This window comes from Prosthecobacter debontii (genome assembly GCF_900167535.1).
GTDB lineage: Bacteria > Verrucomicrobiota > Verrucomicrobiia > Verrucomicrobiales > Verrucomicrobiaceae > Prosthecobacter > Prosthecobacter debontii.
Map to the genome: position 1 here is coordinate 43,218 of NZ_FUYE01000026.1, position 16,226 is coordinate 59,443.

Sequence of the window (16,226 nt, forward strand, 5' to 3'; positions counted from 1 at the left end):
GACGGTCTCAAATCCGCCGAGAGAAGAAAATGCGCGCACTCTCTGCCACTCCATAGGCGCTCTCTTGCTGACTGAGCTCATCCGTCTGAATGCGCAGGTCTGCGAGCTGTTTGTAAAGCGGCTTACGCTCGGCCAGCAATCGTGTCAGCTTTTGCAGGGGAGGTTCTTCTCCTCGCAGCAGAGGGCGATCATTGTTCCCCGCCGTGCGCCGGGCCAGCAATTTCACATCCGCTTCCAGCCAAGTGATGAAACCCAGATGCTGAAGCAGGGCGCGATTGCGAGCCTGGGTGACAATGCCACCTCCAGTAGCAATCACGCAGTGTTTACTGCCCAACAAACTGCGCAGTGCGGCTGATTCACGGAGACGAAATCCAGCCTCGCCCTCTCGGGCAAAGATTTCAGGAATGGAGCACCCAGCACGCTCGATGATCATATGATCGGTATCCACAAACTGGAATCCAAGCATCTGCGCCACCATGCGTCCGACGGTGGATTTCCCACTGCCCATAAGACCGATCAAGACAATGTTCTCGGCCCTCGGCAGGGGCACTTGATTCTCTTCGATAACAATCTGTAGGATTGAAGACAGCAGCTCAGGATCATCATTTAAAGCCGCAAAGTAATCGGGATACCGGGGTGCCCAGCCAGCGGCGCGCAGCTTGGCATTTGAGACATGTTTATGCGTCCACCCACGCTTACGGTTAGGATCAGGCACCTTCTCAGGTGGCACTGGAAGAGCCACCAACGGAGCCAGCTTTTCCAGACACTCCCGCTGCGTCATGCGCGCATCATCCACCCCATTGAAGAGTCCCCGGAGGCGACGTGTCACGAGGTGGGCAATCGCCGCGGCCGCATCATCGGCGTGGATTTGATTCAGCAAACGCCCATCGGGAGCTTCGGGAGTGGTCTCGATGCCACTTTTGCCTTCCAACAAGTTTTTCAGCACAAACGAGCGCCCAGACCCATAAATACCAGCCAGACGGGCGGCCGCACCGCCATGGTTCAGAGCAAGCAGTTCTGCCGTCAACAGCATGCGTCCGGTCTCTTTGCCAGGATCGGCAGGTGAGGTTTCATCCACTGTGCTGCCATCGGTTTGGGCATAGACGCTGGTGCTGCTGGTGAAGAACGGGAACGCCTCAGGAAACGCCGCCAGAAGATGCGTCATCCCTTGGACATAAACAGCCAGATACATCTCCGCCCCCCCACGGCTGGAACTGGCGCAGTGAATGAAGGCCTCTGGCCGCCAAGCCGCCGTGCTCAATGCCATCACAGCGTCTGGGCTCGTGATGTCACAGGCGAGCACAGGCCACGGCTTCACGGCTGCCAAGCGTTCGGCAGAAGCGGGTGAATGCGTCAAGCCCACCACCTCGTGCCCTGCGGCGTGCAGCAGATCAGCGGTGCGTTCACCGACAAAACCACATCCCACAACGAGAACTCTCATGAGGGGCGACGTTGATTTTGATAATAGTTGAGAAGTCCCTGCACGATCCCAGAAACATACTCCTCCAGCGCACTGGTTTGCAGCCTGCCACTGATGAGCGTGCGCCCAACATAATGACCGGCCAGCAGGCGGCGGTAGGTTTCCTCATGATTCATGACAAAGGGCTCCAGATAAACGACCGGGCATTGATACAATCGGTTAGCCAGCAAGTTCCGTGCATAGACATAGGGACTTGTGGCCACCTTGCGCGCATTTGGGGTGGTGTAGATGTAGGCGGGCAGTCGGGTAATGCGGGCTAACCCTTCCGCCACAGACACCGCCAGCGGGATTTCCTCTTCATGAATGCGCGCGAACAAACGCTGGAGCATCTCAAAACGCACGTCTTGTTGTTCAAGCTCCACTGGCGCATAGCAGCCATTCACCAGCACATGCAGATGATTTTTGGGTGAAAACTGCGGGGCGTTCGAAGGCCCCCAAGCTTCCGCATTCAGATGCAGGCAGAGGACAAGGTCCGGCTTGATCTGCCCATTCACCTTGTCACCCCGTGCATGGATCTCGCTGACTCGGTAAAAGAGTTTCTCCTTTTGCCACTGCACGGTGAGGATCTTCGCGTCCCCCTGAAGCCCCGCATATGTCGGCAGCGGATTGAGGATGCCATGCTCAGCAAGGGTATCGCGGGCCAGTTTCTCAAAATCATCCGGGCGTTGTTCAGTCACTGGCTCCTCACGATCTCGCACGAAGCTCACTCGCGCCCCTAAGGCCTCTAACCTCTGGGATAAAACGCGAGCCGTGATGAGGGATAAAGTGCCTTCTCGGATCGCTTCACCCGGTTGAAAACTTAGATAGCGCTCCTCCACCTCAGCCCAACCTCCGCCGATATGTCCAGGATCGAGAGCGATGTGGAGATCACTTAGAGCCGGGCGTCCACGCAGCGGCGGCAGGTCCGCCGCCTTTCGCCACGAGCGAGCCGGCAACTCCCCTGCTCCGCCCTGCCGGAAAGGCACCTTCATCACGGGGTCGATGGGATTTCCTGTGGGCACCACCAGACCATCCGGCGCGATCTCAAAAGGGGGGGGAAGCCCCACCTCAGGGGAATAAGTTTCCTTCCAGGCCGTCTCGAACTCCTCACGAGTCATGGTTCCGGCCCAGACTTTCAGGTCCTCCCACTCAGGCACCTTGCCCAGAGGACTGACTTTGGCCAACCGCAGCGGGTCTGGAGTAGGCTCGACAGCGGCTGCAGGCGGGGGCGGCACCTCCACGGCAGGCACCGGGGCAGCCGGCGGGGCTGGTTCCTGGGCACTTAGCCAGGAGACAGTCACGACACAGCTCAGTGTCACCTGCCCCCGACGGCTAATTTTCAAAAGCGATCTCATGACTGCATCCTAGACTTGATGCGCCCCGGCATCATCTACTAAGTGCAGCTTATGTCCGATGCCCTCACCGAAACGCCGCCTGAAACTCTCCGTATCCTTTTCCTGGGAGACATCGTGGGCGAGCCCGGGCGGAAGGCGATCAGCACCCTTCTGCCCCTGCTACGTGAGCAGCTCAAAGTGGACTTTGCCATCGTCAATGGTGAAAACTCAGCCGCAGGCCGGGGCATCACTCCGAAGATCGCCATCAGCCTGATGCGCGCCAAGGCAGATGTCATCACCACAGGTGACCACATCTGGGATCAGAAAGAAATCATCCCTTTCCTAGCCGATGAACCGCGCCTGCTGCGTCCCCTGAACTATCCGGCGGGGACACCAGGAAATGGCAGCCTCGTGCTACAGACCAAGAAGGGCAAGATCGGCATCATCAACCTCCAGGGCCGCACTTTCATGCGGGATGCCTTAGAAAACCCCTTCACCACCGTTACCGCAGCGGTCGAGCAAATGCGCCAGGAGACCCCTGTCATTTTCGTGGATTTCCATGCCGAGGCCACCAGTGAGAAGGTCGCCATGGGCTGGCATCTGGACGGCAAGGTGAGCGCTGTGATCGGCACCCACACCCATGTTCCCACAGCCGATGAACGCGTGCTGCCCAAGGGCACCGCCTTCCAAAGCGATGCCGGCATGTGCGGCCCCATGGACTCCATCATCGGCAGTCAAATCGAGCCGGTGCTGGAAAAATTCCACACGCAGATGCCCACCAAATTTGGCGTCGGGCGGGGCCCCGTGCGCGTGAATGGAGCCTTGATCACGATCGATCCGGCCACGGGTAAGGCGCTCGCGGTGGAGCGGATCGCCCAGACTTGGCACGAGTAAAACGGGATTCAGCCCACACGCGCTAGGCCGCGTTTCGCTCGATCTTTTTGCGCAGGATCGGCGGACGCTCGCCTTTGACAACGGCTTCGTTGATCGAGACGGAGCGCACATCCACCCGGCTAGGCACGTCATACATCACATCCAGCATGATGCGCTCAAAGATGCTGCGCAGCCCACGGGCTCCCGTGCCGCGCTTCACCGCTTCACGTGCCATAGCCAGCAAGCCCTCTTTATTGATGTTCAGGTCCACACCGTCCATGTTCATCAGCTTGGCATACTGCTTGAGCAGAGCATTTTTCGGCTCCGTCAGCACGCGGACAAGTTCTTGCTCCGTCAGGGCTTCCAGCGAGCAAATCACGGGCAGGCGGCCGATGAACTCAGGGATCAATCCGTAACCGAGGAGGTCCTCCGGCTCCACCTGAAGCGGGCCTTTCTTCTCACCTTCATCAGTTTGCGTCCCGGTATTGAAGCCCATCACTTGCTTGCCTTTACGACGCTTGATGATCTCCTCCAGGCCCACAAAAGCTCCCCCGCAGATGAACAGGATATTCTCGGTATTCACCTGAATGTATTCCTGCTGCGGGTGTTTACGCCCGCCTTGAGGAGGCACGTTGCATATGGTTCCCTCAATGATTTTCAGGAGCGCTTGCTGCACCCCTTCCCCAGAGACATCGCGGGTGATGCTGACATTGCTGGTGGTGCGCCCGATTTTGTCGATCTCGTCGATGTAAACGATCCCGATTTCCGCTTTCGCAATGTCGTAATCCGCAGCCTGCAAGAGTCGCAAAATGATGTTCTCTACATCTTCCCCCACGTAACCGGCCTCAGTCAGGGTGGTCGCATCGGCAATGCTGAAGGGCACATTCAAGATCTTGGCCAAGGTCTTGGCGAGTAGGGTCTTGCCGCAGCCCGTCGGCCCCAAGAGCAAAACATTGCTTTTCTCCAGTTCCACATCGTCAGGCCCAGGTATACGCCGCGGATTTTCACGCCGTGCAGCGAGCTGCTGGCTGTGCAGAATGCGCTTGTAGTGATTGTGCACCGCCACGCTCAACACCTTCTTTGCCTGAGCTTGCCCGATGACGTGCTGGTCCAGAATCGCCGTGATCTCAACTGGCTTAGGCACCGAGAGAGGTGGCGAATGATCGGCCTCTTGAGCCGCTTCTTTATCCAAAATGGCTTTACAAACGCCGATGCAGTTGTCGCAAATATACACCCCAGGCCCAGCAATGAGCTTCCTCACCTCCGCATGGCTTTTACCGCAGAAGGAGCAAAGAGTTACTGTAGAAGCTCGAGGCATAAATGGAGTGTCGCATGAAGCGAAGGCTGGAGTCAAGACGGACGAAATGCCCCTCTATCTCAATGAGTCGGGTGAGGAGCAAGACGTTCAATCTTCATAAGCGGCTCTTTTGCCAACTTGAAGAACTTTCTTGCTCTCACTCGCTGAATGGGAAAGGCGACCTCAGGCAAGTGGCGGCAGTTCCTTGTTGCTCTGGAGCACCTTGTCCACGAGACCGTAAGCGGCGGCTTCTTCAGCACTCATATAATTATCACGGTCCGCATCACGCTCGATCACCTCAGGCGTCTTACCGCAGTGGTGAGCCAGGATACGATTCAGGCGGCGCTTCAGCTTATACATGAAGTCCACCGTGCGCTCCACGTCACTGGCCGTGCCACGGGCGCCGCCGGAGACCTGGTGAATCATGATGTCACTGTTCGGCAGCGCGAAACGCTTGCCCTTCGTGCCCGAGGCCAGAAGCACAGCACCCATGCTGGCGCAAATGCCGATGCAGTAGGTGTTCACGTCACAGGTGACAAACTGCATCGTGTCATAAATGGCCAGACCAGCCGTCACCGAACCACCAGGGCTGTTGATGTAAAAGTGGATGTCCTTCTTCGGGTCCTGCATCTGGAGGAACAGGAACTGAGCGATGATGACGTTGGCAACTTGGTCATTCACATCGCTGCCCAGGAAAATGATGCGATCCTTCAGCAGGCGGGAGTAAATGTCATAAGCGCGCTCCATCCGGCCTTCGCTCTCGATCACAGTCGGGACGATGTAGTTGCTCGGAGGGGTGATGAGAGTGGGGAAATCTTGAGGATTGGACATAAGTGGTAGTAATCAAGGAGGGACGGCCCAGCTTGTCAAACAAGGCCCTTCCACCTGGCGCAAAGAATACGCCACCCAGGGGGTGTCAGATGTGCATGTGTACATCTGCACACGAAAAACTGCTTGCCGAATCCGCCTACGGCCCTACTCTTGCCGCCCTTTTCCGGGCATTCCGCCTGGGAAAAGCTCAGTAAACCCTAACCCGCTGCTTTTTCGGATCTGTGCCACTCCTGGCATTGAGCGTCCAGCCCCTTGGCTGAAACGTGCGAAGAACTGGCAATCTCAAACCTACATGTCCCAAGCACTCGCAGAACTCGTCGAAGCCGGAGTCCATTTCGGCCACCAAACCAAGCGTTGGAACCCGAAGATGAAGCCTTTCATCCTCGACTCCCGCAACCAGATCCACATCCTCAACCTCGAGGAAACCGTCAAGCAGATCGATACCGCTGCTGAATTCCTGGCTGATCTGGCCCGCAAGAACAAGCGCATCCTTTTCGTCGGCTGCAAGCGCCAGGCTCAGGAAGCCATCCGTGAAGCGGCTGAAGCCTGCGGTCAATTCTATGTGAACCACCGCTGGCTGGGTGGCACCCTCACCAACCTCGAAACCATCCGCAAGAGCGTGGCCCGCCTGGGTTACCTGGAAGAGATCGAGAAGAAGCCTGAGTTCAAACTCATGTCCAAGAAGGAGCTCGCCTCCCTGAACCGTGAGCGCATCAAGCTGGAGCGCAACCTCCGCGGCGTGCGTGGCATGGAGAAGTTCCCTGACGCAGTCGTCATCGTGGACTCCGCTCGTGAGCACATCGCCGTTCATGAAGCCCGCCGCCTCGGCATCCCAATCGTGGCCCTCGTGGACACCAACGCTGACCCTGACAAAGTGGACTACCCGATCGCCGCTAACGACGACGCCATCCGCTCCATCCGCATCATCCTGCAGAAGCTGATCGACCCTGTCATCACCGCGACTGCTGAAGCCAAGAAGTAAACCCAACCTCACCCCCTTTACAGACACATGGCAGAAATCTCCGCTAAAGTCGTCATGGCCCTGCGTGAAAAGACCAACGCAGGCATGATGGAATGCAAAGCCGCTCTCAAGGAAGCCGATGGCGACCTGGAAAAGGCCGAAACCATTCTCCGCAAAAAAGGCACCATCAAGGCCGAGAAAAAGGCTGACCGCCAGACGAAGGAAGGCATCATCGCCTCCTACATCCACATGGCTGGCCGTATCGGCGTGCTCATCGAAGTGAACTGCGAAACCGACTTCGTCGCTCGCAACGAAAACTTCCAGGCCTTCGTGAAGGACGTGTCCCTGCACATCGCCGCTGCGAATCCGAAGTTCCTCACCCGCGAAGAGATCCCTGCGGACCTCATCGCCAAGGAGCGCGAAATCGCTGCTGACCAGATCAAGGGTAAGCCTGCGGAAATCGCTGAAAAGATCATCCAGGGCAAGATCGACAAAATCTTCTCCGAGCAGTGCCTCCTTGAGCAGGCCTACATCAAGAACCCTGACCAGACCATCGGCGACTACGTGAAAAGCAAAATCGCTGAGCTGGGTGAGAACCTTGTCGTGCGTCGCTTCGTGCGCTACGCCGTCGGCGAGGAGATCTAATTCATTTCCGCCACCCTCCCCTTCTAACCCCCCTGAGAGAGCAGGCCGCTAGGCCTGCTCTCTTTTTTAGTGGTGGATCAGCACCTTAAAGAGTTAGAGCCGTTTAGGGGCCACAGAGCGCAGTCTGCACTTCACTGCCGCTCATCATTCCACGAGACGCCGTAGCCTTGCCCCCTTTACTTAAGGTGAAGCGGTCTATTATTCCTCTGGAGTTGGCAGCAAGAGTGTGGCCACACTTTTCAGACTCTCGACCACATTGACAGACGGATGCCACTCATTTGACGATCGAGAGTGTGGGCGATAATATAAAAAGCTGATCCGCCTTCTTGAGCATGACTAGACCCAGGCTCAGCCCATCTAACCCACTCAAGCCATCAGCGGCAAACACTCGCATCGAATTGGATTCCCCGGGAGTCGCCGTAAAATTTGCGTTTGCTCATTATGCCTGATGAGCATCACACAGGTCTCAAAAGAGTATGATCGCATTTCTCGTTTCGGATTAACATGGCGGCCGTTCTGCTCCCTGCCCGCTGATTATGTTCCGCAGTAAAGTCTTCACTTTTTGGTTCATCACCATGCTCATCGTCTGGGCCGGGTTGTTTTACAGCTTCAATGATCTGGGGTTTCTCGCCTCGCACTTTCATTATCCGCTGATCATGGTCCTCGGCGCCTTCGTCGCGGGATTGACGCCGGAGGGCGGAGGCGCGGTGGCTTTTCCTGTTCTCAGTGTCTTTTTCAGCATCGACCGTGTACTCGCCCGTGACTTTAGCCTGATGATCCAGAGCATCGGTATGACCAGCGCCAGCATCTTCATCCTCAGCTATCGGGGAAATGTGATGAGCCGTTATCGGCCGATGCTGTGGTTCATTCCCGTCGGCTTCGTGGGGTTCGTGCTGGGGATGCTCACTCTCCAAAAAATCCCGGTTTACATCATCCAGGCCCTGTTTCTCAGCCTCATCACCACCTTTGCCATCGCTTACTTTTACAGCAGTCATCGCGGGCAAAAGATGACGCTGGAGATCACGAGCAAGACGGACATCGCCTTCCTGTGTGCCATCTTGATTCTCGGGGGCATGTGTGCCAGCCTCTTCGGCACAGGGGCAGACATCATCCTCTACACGCTGCTGGTCACCCGATTCGGCATGCAGGAAAAGGTGGCTACGCACCTGAGCATCATGATCATGGCGGCCATGAGCGTGCTCGGGTATGCCTACCGGCATTTCTACGATGCCGGGCTCACGCATGATCAGGTGCGCACCTGGCTGTGTGCGTATCCCGTGGTGCTGTTCATGGCACCGTTTGGCTCCTACATCCTCCAGGGGATGAATGTGGAGTGGATGCTGCGAGGGGTGGTCATTCTGAATGTGGCCCAACTCCTCTACTTCAACATCAACAAACCTTCCGTGGAGAAGCTGATTGCCTCAGGAGCATTTTCCATTGTGCTCATGGTGGTCTTTGCCTCCGCTCTCTCCCGTCTGGCTAAGAAAAGCGGAGAACGCGACGCGGATACGGCCCTGCCTGAGCCGGGAGAGGTGTAGGAACCTTCTCCTGGCCAGCCTTTTGCTCGGGTTTAAAAAATGGTTGTGGCGCAATCTCCTGGATGGATAAGGTGACGGAATTATGGCCTCGCTCAATAAAGTCATGCTCATTGGCAATCTCACCCGCGATCCGGAGGTGCGCTACACGCCCAAAGGAAGTGCGGTCTGTGACATGGCCATCGCAGTCAATCGCCGTTACCTGACGGAAAGCGGGGAGCGCCAGGAAGAAGTGACCTACCTGGATATTGTGCTCTGGGGCAAGACGGCTGAACTCGCCGGTCAATACCTCGCCAAAGGCCGCTCGGTTTTCGTCGAAGGTCGCCTTCAGATGGACACCTGGGAAGACAAAGCAACAGGCCAGAAGCGCAGCAAGATCAAGATCGTGGCTGAGAACATGCAGTTCCTCAACAATGCCGGTGGCGGTGGCCCAGGCAATGGCGGCGGCGGTGGATACAGCGGTGGTGACGACTCTGAGGGCTACAGCGCCCCAGCACCCCAGCAGCAGCGTCGCCAAGGTGGCGGGGGCGGCGGTGGTGGTGGTGGTGGCAACTACGGAGGAGGCGGGGGCGGCAGCGGTGGCTATCAACAGCGCTCCGGCGGCCAGCAGAGGCCTCCTCAGCGGCCTGCTCCAGCCCAACAGCACGATGATTTCGGTGAAGGCCCCATCACGGATGGGATGGAAGACGACGATATTCCGTTTTGATCTTTTCAGGAGGTGCAGATGTGCAGCGTTTGCGCTTCCTCATACCCGCATTGGTCTGGGCCTAGGAAAGGTGGGCTCAAGTTCGTTGGCGCTTTAACGGAGCGGATTTTCTCCGCTCCAGACGCCAAACCTACCGAACTCGCATTCCCACCTGCTATGAAAGCTCTGTTACCCGCCCTGCTGCTCACCTTTGCCAGCCTCACCGTCGTTTTCGCCAAAGGTGGCCGCCCCATCAATGACGTCTGCCCTGTGGAAGGGAAACCTGGTCGCCCGATCTATCGCATCTTCACGGATGAAGGCACCATCATCTTTTGCTGTGCCGACTGCGTGGAAGCGTATCAAAAGAATCCCAACCGCTACCCGGTGAAGAAGTCTGAGAAATAGTGTTCTGAGACGACGCGGCTTGCAATTGGCGGAGACTTCGGGCTTGAATCCCCCAGTCTCCCACCATGCACGTCTCTTCTGCCCGCACTCCTTGGTATCGCGTTCTGTATCTCCAGGTCATCATGGCCGTGGTGATCGGCATTCTCATCGGGCATTTTTTTCCTGAGGCGGGAAAAGCACTGGAGCCTCTGAGCAAAGGCTTCATCAAGCTCATCAAGATGATGATCGCGCCGATCATCTTCTGCACCGTGGTGCATGGCATCGCGTCCATTGGCGACTTGAAAAAGCTCGGCCGAGTCGGTGGCAAGACGCTGCTCTACTTTGAGGTCGTTTCGACCTTAGCCCTCATCATCGGCTTGATCGTGGTGAATACCCTGCAACCAGGCGCGGGTTTCAATGCAGATATCAGCGCTCTGGATGCGAAGTCCGTGGCCACCGTGCATGAGTATGCCAACAAAGCTCACTCTCTGAGCACGACAGACTTTCTGCTCAACATCATTCCCAGCGCCTTCGTTGGGGCCTTTGCAGGAGGAGATCTCCTCCAGGTCGTATTCATCGCTCTGCTGACAGCCTTCGCTATCGCCAGTCTAGGAGAGCGCGGCCTGCCTGTGCTGCACGTGATCGATCGAGCTGGCGAGGTCTTCTTTGGCATCATGCGCATCGTCATCAAGGTCGCTCCCCTGGGGGCTCTGGGGGCGATGGCTCATACGATCGGCAGTTACGGCATCGGCTCCTTGCAGCAGCTTCTCTATTTGATGCTGGGCTTTTACACGACTTCGATCCTATTCGTGGTGGTGGTGTTGGGTTTGATCGCCCGTGCCGCAGGGTTTTCCATCTTTCGTTTTCTCATCTACATCAAGGACGAGCTGTTGATCGTGCTCGGCACCAGCTCCTCCGAAACCGTGCTGCCGCAGATGATTCAAAAGCTGCGCGGCCTGGGCTGTGCTCCCTCCACCGTGGGTCTTGTAATCCCAACCGGGTATAGTTTTAACTTGGACGGCACCAATATCTACATGGTCATGGGAGCAGTTTTCCTGGCCCAGGCGACGAATACCCCCTTGGACCTTAGCCAACAGGTCAGTCTCCTTCTCGTCGCCATGGTGACCTCAAAGGGTGCCAGTGGTGTGACTGGAGCCGGGTTCATCACCCTTGCCGCCACGCTTTCAGCTGTGCCGAGCGTGCCGGTGGAGGCCATGGCTCTGATCCTGGGCATCGACCGTTTCATGAGTGAATGTCGCTCTCTGACCAATCTGGTGGGCAATGGCGTGGCCACCGTCGTCATCAGCCGTTGGGAGGGCGAAGTCTCAGCGGAGGCACTTCAGACAAATTTACGTGAACCCATTTCACCGCCACCGCCGAATACATAACGAAGGAGAGGCGTCATAAGAGAGTCGCTTTAGCAACTTGCGCGCCCCTCCTACCCCATGCCATTCTGTCTCATGGTCGCCCGGCACTTCCAGTTCATGTCCGCGCTCATCATGGCTGTTCTAGCCATGCTCTCCCCTCGTCTCGTCATGGCTGATAACCTGCGCATTGGCATCATCGGGCTCGACTCCTCCCACTGCGAGCAATTCACCCTGCGATTAAACGATCCTGCTAATCCAAGCCACATCCCCGGTGCACGCGTCGTGGCTGCCTATGCCGGTGGTAGCCCTGATCTGCCTGAAAGCGCCGACCGCGTGGCGGGCTTCACAGCCACGCTCAAAGATAAATACGGGGTGCAAATCCTGAGCAGCATCACCGAGGTCTGTGCGGCGGTGGATGCCATCATGATCCTGAGCGTGGATGGACGCCCGCATCTGGAACAGGTGCGGGAGGTGCTGCTCTGCCAAAAACCTTTCTTCCTCGACAAACCCGTAGCTGCATCTCTGAAAGAGGCCGTGGAGATCTATAAGCTCGCCGAGGCGGCGAAGGTGCCCATGTTTAGCGCCTCCTCCATGCGCTGGTATCCCGGTGTCATCGAGGTCGCCACGGCTGAAGATACCCCTGCCCTCACCGCCATCGCCTACGGTCCAGCCCCCATTCTGCCACACCATCCAGACCTGTTCTTTTATGGCATTCACTCCGTCGAAGCCCTTTTCACCGTGATGGGGACAGGATGCCAAGAAGTCGTGCGGACGACGAGTGAAAATGCTTCGGTCGTCACCGGAGTCTGGAATGGCAACCGCCTCGGCACCCTGCACGCCATCCATGGCCTGCCCATGGGCTCGCCGAATTACAAGATCACCCGCTTCGGAGTCAAAGGCGTCGTGGAGCAAAAAAACCAGGGGGATTACACCCCGATGCTGAGAGAGATCATCAAATTCTTTCAAACAGGGCAGCCGCCAGTAACCCCTCAACAAACATTGGAGATCTATGCCTTCATGGAAGCCGCTCAGCAGAGCAAACGCCAAGAGGGCAAGCCCGTGAGTCTACGCGAGGTCCTGAGGAAAGCTGGCGCACCCGAAGCCTGGCTACCGCCTGTGCCCAGTGTTGACCCGTCGAAGAGTTAGACTTCGCTGTCGCTTTCGTCTCCAAGCCCTTTACTTAGCCCCTCAAATGAGGGCCTCGTCGGCTAGGCTCGACAAGCGAATACTTTGTCCAAGTTATGCTTTCAAAAGGGGGGCGGGCTATCGTCTAACCACGACCATAAGGCCGCTTGCGAGTGAGCTTACGAATCTATAATGACATCGGATGAGCCCACTCGCGCATCACTGGACTTTCGGCAAAACCCAGGCTTCACAAAAACTTCGACAAATAATTGACAAAATATGAACAAAACCTTTTTTGTTCATGTCAGGAATAATCGCAGTCTCTCAGGTCTCTCACTTTCACCCCCCTTACTGCCATGACCGAATCCATTGACACTGAACAAGAGGATCAGATTCAGGAAGACATCCAACTCATCCAGCGGATTGCCGAACGTGACTCTGCGGCTTTCCAGACCTTCTACCAAAAATATTCTGGCCTCATCTTTGCGGCCATCTCCAACGTCCTCAACGACCATCACGATACGGAAGATGTGATGCAAGAGGTGCTCGTGCAGCTTTGGAACAAAGCCCATCTCTATGAGCCCCGAAAGGGTAAACCTCTGACATGGCTCACCACCATGGCCCGCAACCGTGCCATCGACCGGATTCGCTCCAAACAACGCCGCTCACGCCTCAACGACGACTTCGAAACGGAGAACAAAAAAGTGCAGTTCGAGTTCGAGGAATCGGGCTTGGAAGTGCTGCAGGAAAAAGAACGCCATTCTTTAATTCATAACGCCGTGTCGAAGCTGAATGACGACCAGCGCGAAGCCATTCATCTCGCATACTTCAGCGGTTTGACTCAAGCGGAAGTGGCTGATCAGCTTCATGAACCTCTCGGCACCATCAAGGCTCGCATCCGCCGCGGCGTCAGCCGTCTGGAAACCTTGATCAAGCCCAACGTGAGTTGAGCTCACGGCTGAGCCTATCTCAGCTTATCCATTCTCATCAACAAAGACCAAGACCCTGCCTGGCACGCCCTTAGCGGCGTGCCATGGCTTTTTTAAGGGTCGGTTTTTTGGCCTTTTCCTTTTCTTTCCCTTTCACAGGCACCTTAGCCGTGGTCGTTTTCGCCGGAGCTTCCGAGCCATCGATTCCTTTCAAGGCTTTCAGCTCTTTTTCGAGCTCTGCTAAACGGCGCGAGGTAGCATCCAGCTTACGCGCCACCAATCGAGCCACAAACTCGAAGAGGGCGGCATGAAAGGCAGGATCTTCTTCCCGCGGGTGAATGTCCTGGAGAAACTTCTGGTCCACAGCCAAGCACAACGCGCGGCTACCGGCAATGACAGACGCCGCACGCTTGTCTTGGTTGACCAGAGCCAACTCGCCAAACACGTCGCCAGCCCGTCCGATCACGGCCACTTTTTTACCTGCGACCTTCACTTCCAGCTCGCCGCTGAGCAGAATGTAAATGCGGGAATCAATGCTGCCCTCACGGATGATGGTATCTCCCTCATCACATTGAAGCAGGCTGGAAGAATTCAGCACTTCATCGAGCTGATCTTCCGTGAAACTGTTGAGAAACGGCACTGCACTCAGCGGCGCTGGCAACTGACCGTCCTCATGGATGTAAGCATACTCTTTCATGGAATGCGGGCCTCACTATTTCACGACTAGCCCGTAATGAACAGAGCAATCCCTGTGCAAAACTAAATTTTTTTGTCCCCCGGTCAGGGGATGACCCTCAAGTGCCAAAGCAGCGATCCCCGGCATCTCCCAATCCTGGCACAATGTAGCACTTGTCATTCAGCCGTTCATCCACCGCCGCCGTCACGACAGGGACATCCGGATGCTGAGTCCCAAACGCCTCCAACCCTGTGGGGCAACTCACCACACAAACCAAGGTGATACGGCTAGCCCCAGCCGCTTTGAGCTGAGCTGCCGCTGCACAGGCACTACCTCCAGTGGCTAACATGGGATCCAGCAGAAATACATCCGCCTCCGCCAAGATAGAAGGCAACTTCGCATAATAAGGCATCGGCAGCGCCGTCTCTTCGTCCCGAGCAATCCCCACATGCGCCACAGTCGCATCCGGCACGAGCGGCAAAATAGCCTCCTGGAGTCCCAACCCTGCGCGTAGAATCGGCACCAACACAATGGGGCGGGCAAACGCAGCCCCATCGGTCTCGGCCAGCGGGGTCTGAACCCGAACCGCCGCTGTCTCTAAAGAGCGTGATGCCTCCATGAACAAAATCTCCGCCAGTCTCTGCAAATGCCAGCGGAACTGGGCACTCGGCGTATTCGTCTGACGAATCGCCGTGAGATGAATCTGTGCCAACGGATGGGTGACGACGACGGGAGAAGCCATGACCGCAAAATGCGTCAACCTACGCCCGGATCAACTTCAGGAGTTGAGTCCATGGGCAATCGAGAAGAATCAGCTTCGCCCATCCTTTCAGTCGTTCACCACTTCAGGGTACTGCGTGCGCAGAAAAACCAAATCCGCAGCGTCCTTTTCCCGATGCGTATTCTTCTTCATTCGCCACAGAAGCGAACGGAATCGGAACACCCTGAACATGACGGATCACGATATCCTTGGACGCTTCTTCATAGTCGATTCCCGAAGCCGATTTCATCAGATCCACAACGATCTCGTCTGCCACACGCACCACGGTGTATTTCTCCACCTCACCGGGTTCGAGCTGGAGCACGGCTTTATCCGGTAGAATCTCAAGGGATTTGAAGACGCTGGCTTCATTGTCCAACTCGGTATCAATAATGATGTCAATGTCTCCTGTATCGCGAATATAGCCAGCCCCCCGAATGGCAAAACCGCCCACGACATAACTCCAGCAGATCTTCAGCGAGGGATTCCGCGATTCGAGATCAGTCGTTATACTTTCTTCGGACCTGTATTGTTCATCATCCATTGATGAGCCTCCTCATGACTGTGAAAACGATACACTCCCTTGGGAGCAGAGCGATAAGGCAAGGCCTTCTTCCAGGCGATAGCCATCGCTTTGGTGCTGTCTGAAACACGCAGTGGATCTTTCGGCGGCACGCGCCGCCCCACCGTTTTACCGACGAACTCCTCGACATTGATGACGGGCCGTGGTTCCATGGAGTCTAAATAACACGACGGGTGGAGGAAATCAATTCATCAGCTCACCTCGCCACTAGCTCAATCTTGTGACCGTCTGGATCCATCACCACCGCACGTCTTCCCCACGGCGAATCCTGCGGACGAGAAAGCACGGATTCAGGTCGTAGCATCGCCACAACTCTCTCAAGGTCCGTCACCGCGAACCCCAGACGAACTGCCTGCGTCGATGCTCTCTGAGGCACTTGAAGATAAACCCGGATTATGCAGTTGAGTAAGCAAAGGGGGCGGCGAGAGATTCGATCTTGAGCAAGATGGCCTCCATCCAGGGACGTTTGCGGCGTGGCAGGGAGAGCTTGAGCACTCGTTTGCGGGCGTGCTCACTGACCCAGCCGCCTATTGCAAAGCATTGGGATCGCAGCGTTGCCAAAGTGGACTGGTGGTGGCTGTTGAGCCCAAAATGACGGAACAGACTGATCAGGTTGTAAGCTACCATGATGAACCGGAACGACGCCTCCGTCGCCCAGAAGTCCTTCAGGCAAAAGGCTTCCAGTCCAAAGTCCTGCTTGAGCTCACGGATCCGGTTCTCGCAATCGGCTCGGCTGTTGTAAATATTCCAAATCTGATCCAGCGGCAGGTCCAGATTGGTCA

At 56.5% G+C, this 16,226-nt stretch carries 18 protein-coding genes; 9 read left to right on the forward strand and 9 right to left on the reverse strand.

Translation table 11 applies throughout. The features are described 5' to 3' along the window. Positions 1-7: 7 nt before the first annotated feature. On the reverse strand, positions 8-1,441 hold the full coding sequence (locus tag B5D61_RS24180) for a shikimate kinase (protein ID WP_078816001.1): 1,434 nt from the start codon (positions 1,439-1,441) through the stop codon (positions 8-10). Further along, complete coding sequence (locus B5D61_RS24185) at positions 1,438-2,814, reverse strand: N-acetylmuramoyl-L-alanine amidase (RefSeq protein WP_139373476.1); 1,377 nt, start codon at positions 2,812-2,814, stop codon at positions 1,438-1,440. The genes B5D61_RS24180 and B5D61_RS24185 overlap by 4 nt, the downstream gene beginning before the upstream one ends. 51 nt (positions 2,815-2,865) lie before the next feature. Between B5D61_RS24185 and B5D61_RS24190 the strand changes: the two genes are divergently transcribed. Continuing rightward, the gene (locus B5D61_RS24190) at positions 2,866-3,687 is read left to right on the forward strand and encodes a TIGR00282 family metallophosphoesterase (RefSeq protein WP_078816003.1); all 822 of its coding nucleotides are present in this window, start codon (positions 2,866-2,868) and stop codon (positions 3,685-3,687) included. Positions 3,688-3,709: 22 nt separating this feature from the next. On the opposite strand, the gene clpX is transcribed toward B5D61_RS24190, so the two are convergent. After that, complete coding sequence (clpX, locus tag B5D61_RS24195; RefSeq protein ID WP_078816004.1) at positions 3,710-4,984, reverse strand: ATP-dependent Clp protease ATP-binding subunit ClpX; 1,275 nt, start codon at positions 4,982-4,984, stop codon at positions 3,710-3,712. Positions 4,985-5,146: 162 nt separating this feature from the next. Continuing rightward, positions 5,147-5,794, reverse strand: coding sequence for an ATP-dependent Clp protease proteolytic subunit (locus B5D61_RS24200; RefSeq protein WP_078816005.1), 648 nt, complete (start codon positions 5,792-5,794; stop codon positions 5,147-5,149). Positions 5,795-6,086: 292 nt separating this feature from the next. On the opposite strand from B5D61_RS24200, the gene rpsB reads away from it, so the two are divergent. The 8 genes from rpsB (at position 6,087) to B5D61_RS24240 (ending at position 13,446) form a co-directional block, all read left to right on the forward strand. Then, complete coding sequence (gene rpsB, locus B5D61_RS24205; protein ID WP_078816006.1) at positions 6,087-6,776, forward strand: 30S ribosomal protein S2; 690 nt, start codon at positions 6,087-6,089, stop codon at positions 6,774-6,776. A 27-nt stretch (positions 6,777-6,803) separates the two neighbouring features. Next, entirely contained in the window at positions 6,804-7,400 is a 597-nt protein-coding gene (tsf, locus tag B5D61_RS24210; protein ID WP_078816007.1) for a translation elongation factor Ts, read from the forward strand. 536 nt (positions 7,401-7,936) lie between these two features. Next, the gene (locus B5D61_RS24215) at positions 7,937-8,938 is read left to right on the forward strand and encodes a sulfite exporter TauE/SafE family protein (RefSeq protein WP_078816008.1); all 1,002 of its coding nucleotides are present in this window, start codon (positions 7,937-7,939) and stop codon (positions 8,936-8,938) included. An 82-nt stretch (positions 8,939-9,020) separates the two neighbouring features. Beyond that, positions 9,021-9,641, forward strand: a complete 621-nt coding sequence (locus B5D61_RS24220; protein ID WP_078816009.1) for a single-stranded DNA-binding protein — start codon at positions 9,021-9,023, stop codon at positions 9,639-9,641. Between the two features lie 156 nt (positions 9,642-9,797). Then, entirely contained in the window at positions 9,798-10,025 is a 228-nt protein-coding gene (locus B5D61_RS24225) for a hypothetical protein (protein ID WP_078816010.1), read from the forward strand. A 65-nt stretch (positions 10,026-10,090) separates the two neighbouring features. After that, positions 10,091-11,392, forward strand: a complete 1,302-nt coding sequence (locus tag B5D61_RS24230) for a dicarboxylate/amino acid:cation symporter (protein ID WP_078816011.1) — start codon at positions 10,091-10,093, stop codon at positions 11,390-11,392. Between the two features lie 57 nt (positions 11,393-11,449). Next, complete coding sequence (locus B5D61_RS24235) at positions 11,450-12,517, forward strand: Gfo/Idh/MocA family protein (protein ID WP_217699062.1); 1,068 nt, start codon at positions 11,450-11,452, stop codon at positions 12,515-12,517. A gap of 335 nt (positions 12,518-12,852) precedes the next feature. Then, a complete protein-coding gene (locus B5D61_RS24240; protein ID WP_078816012.1) occupies positions 12,853-13,446 on the forward strand; it encodes a sigma-70 family RNA polymerase sigma factor in 594 nt (197 codons plus the stop codon). Between the two features lie 70 nt (positions 13,447-13,516). Here B5D61_RS24240 and B5D61_RS24245 read toward each other — a convergent pair whose 3' ends face one another. The 5 genes from B5D61_RS24245 to B5D61_RS24265 form a co-directional block, all read right to left on the reverse strand. Then, the gene (locus B5D61_RS24245) at positions 13,517-14,122 is read right to left on the reverse strand and encodes a cyclic nucleotide-binding domain-containing protein (protein ID WP_078816013.1); all 606 of its coding nucleotides are present in this window, start codon (positions 14,120-14,122) and stop codon (positions 13,517-13,519) included. A gap of 97 nt (positions 14,123-14,219) precedes the next feature. After that, a complete protein-coding gene (gene upp, locus B5D61_RS24250; RefSeq protein WP_078816014.1) occupies positions 14,220-14,843 on the reverse strand; it encodes a uracil phosphoribosyltransferase in 624 nt (207 codons plus the stop codon). 103 nt (positions 14,844-14,946) lie between these two features. Beyond that, the gene (locus B5D61_RS24255; protein WP_139373477.1) at positions 14,947-15,405 is read right to left on the reverse strand and encodes a hypothetical protein; all 459 of its coding nucleotides are present in this window, start codon (positions 15,403-15,405) and stop codon (positions 14,947-14,949) included. Further along, on the reverse strand, positions 15,369-15,596 hold the full coding sequence (locus B5D61_RS24260; protein WP_078816016.1) for a hypothetical protein: 228 nt from the start codon (positions 15,594-15,596) through the stop codon (positions 15,369-15,371). Before B5D61_RS24260 ends, B5D61_RS24255 begins: the two co-directional genes overlap by 37 nt. A 241-nt stretch (positions 15,597-15,837) precedes the next feature. After that, a partial coding sequence (locus B5D61_RS24265) for a transposase (protein WP_217699063.1) occupies positions 15,838-16,226 on the reverse strand: 389 nt, incomplete at its 5' end.

Coding starts and splice junctions, on each gene's coding strand:
- B5D61_RS24180 (WP_078816001.1), bottom strand. CDS start 1,441: ATGAGAGTTCTCGTTGTGGGATGTGGTTTTGTCGGTGAACGCACCGCT.
- B5D61_RS24185 (WP_139373476.1), bottom strand. CDS start 2,814: ATGAGATCGCTTTTGAAAATTAGCCGTCGGGGGCAGGTGACACTGAGC.
- B5D61_RS24190 (WP_078816003.1), top strand. CDS start 2,866: ATGTCCGATGCCCTCACCGAAACGCCGCCTGAAACTCTCCGTATCCTT.
- clpX (WP_078816004.1), bottom strand. CDS start 4,984: ATGCCTCGAGCTTCTACAGTAACTCTTTGCTCCTTCTGCGGTAAAAGC.
- B5D61_RS24200 (WP_078816005.1), bottom strand. CDS start 5,794: ATGTCCAATCCTCAAGATTTCCCCACTCTCATCACCCCTCCGAGCAAC.
- rpsB (WP_078816006.1), top strand. CDS start 6,087: ATGTCCCAAGCACTCGCAGAACTCGTCGAAGCCGGAGTCCATTTCGGC.
- tsf (WP_078816007.1), top strand. CDS start 6,804: ATGGCAGAAATCTCCGCTAAAGTCGTCATGGCCCTGCGTGAAAAGACC.
- B5D61_RS24215 (WP_078816008.1), top strand. CDS start 7,937: ATGTTCCGCAGTAAAGTCTTCACTTTTTGGTTCATCACCATGCTCATC.
- B5D61_RS24220 (WP_078816009.1), top strand. CDS start 9,021: ATGGCCTCGCTCAATAAAGTCATGCTCATTGGCAATCTCACCCGCGAT.
- B5D61_RS24225 (WP_078816010.1), top strand. CDS start 9,798: ATGAAAGCTCTGTTACCCGCCCTGCTGCTCACCTTTGCCAGCCTCACC.
- B5D61_RS24230 (WP_078816011.1), top strand. CDS start 10,091: ATGCACGTCTCTTCTGCCCGCACTCCTTGGTATCGCGTTCTGTATCTC.
- B5D61_RS24235 (WP_217699062.1), top strand. CDS start 11,450: ATGCCATTCTGTCTCATGGTCGCCCGGCACTTCCAGTTCATGTCCGCG.
- B5D61_RS24240 (WP_078816012.1), top strand. CDS start 12,853: ATGACCGAATCCATTGACACTGAACAAGAGGATCAGATTCAGGAAGAC.
- B5D61_RS24245 (WP_078816013.1), bottom strand. CDS start 14,122: ATGAAAGAGTATGCTTACATCCATGAGGACGGTCAGTTGCCAGCGCCG.
- upp (WP_078816014.1), bottom strand. CDS start 14,843: ATGGCTTCTCCCGTCGTCGTCACCCATCCGTTGGCACAGATTCATCTC.
- B5D61_RS24255 (WP_139373477.1), bottom strand. CDS start 15,405: ATGGATGATGAACAATACAGGTCCGAAGAAAGTATAACGACTGATCTC.
- B5D61_RS24260 (WP_078816016.1), bottom strand. CDS start 15,596: ATGGAACCACGGCCCGTCATCAATGTCGAGGAGTTCGTCGGTAAAACG.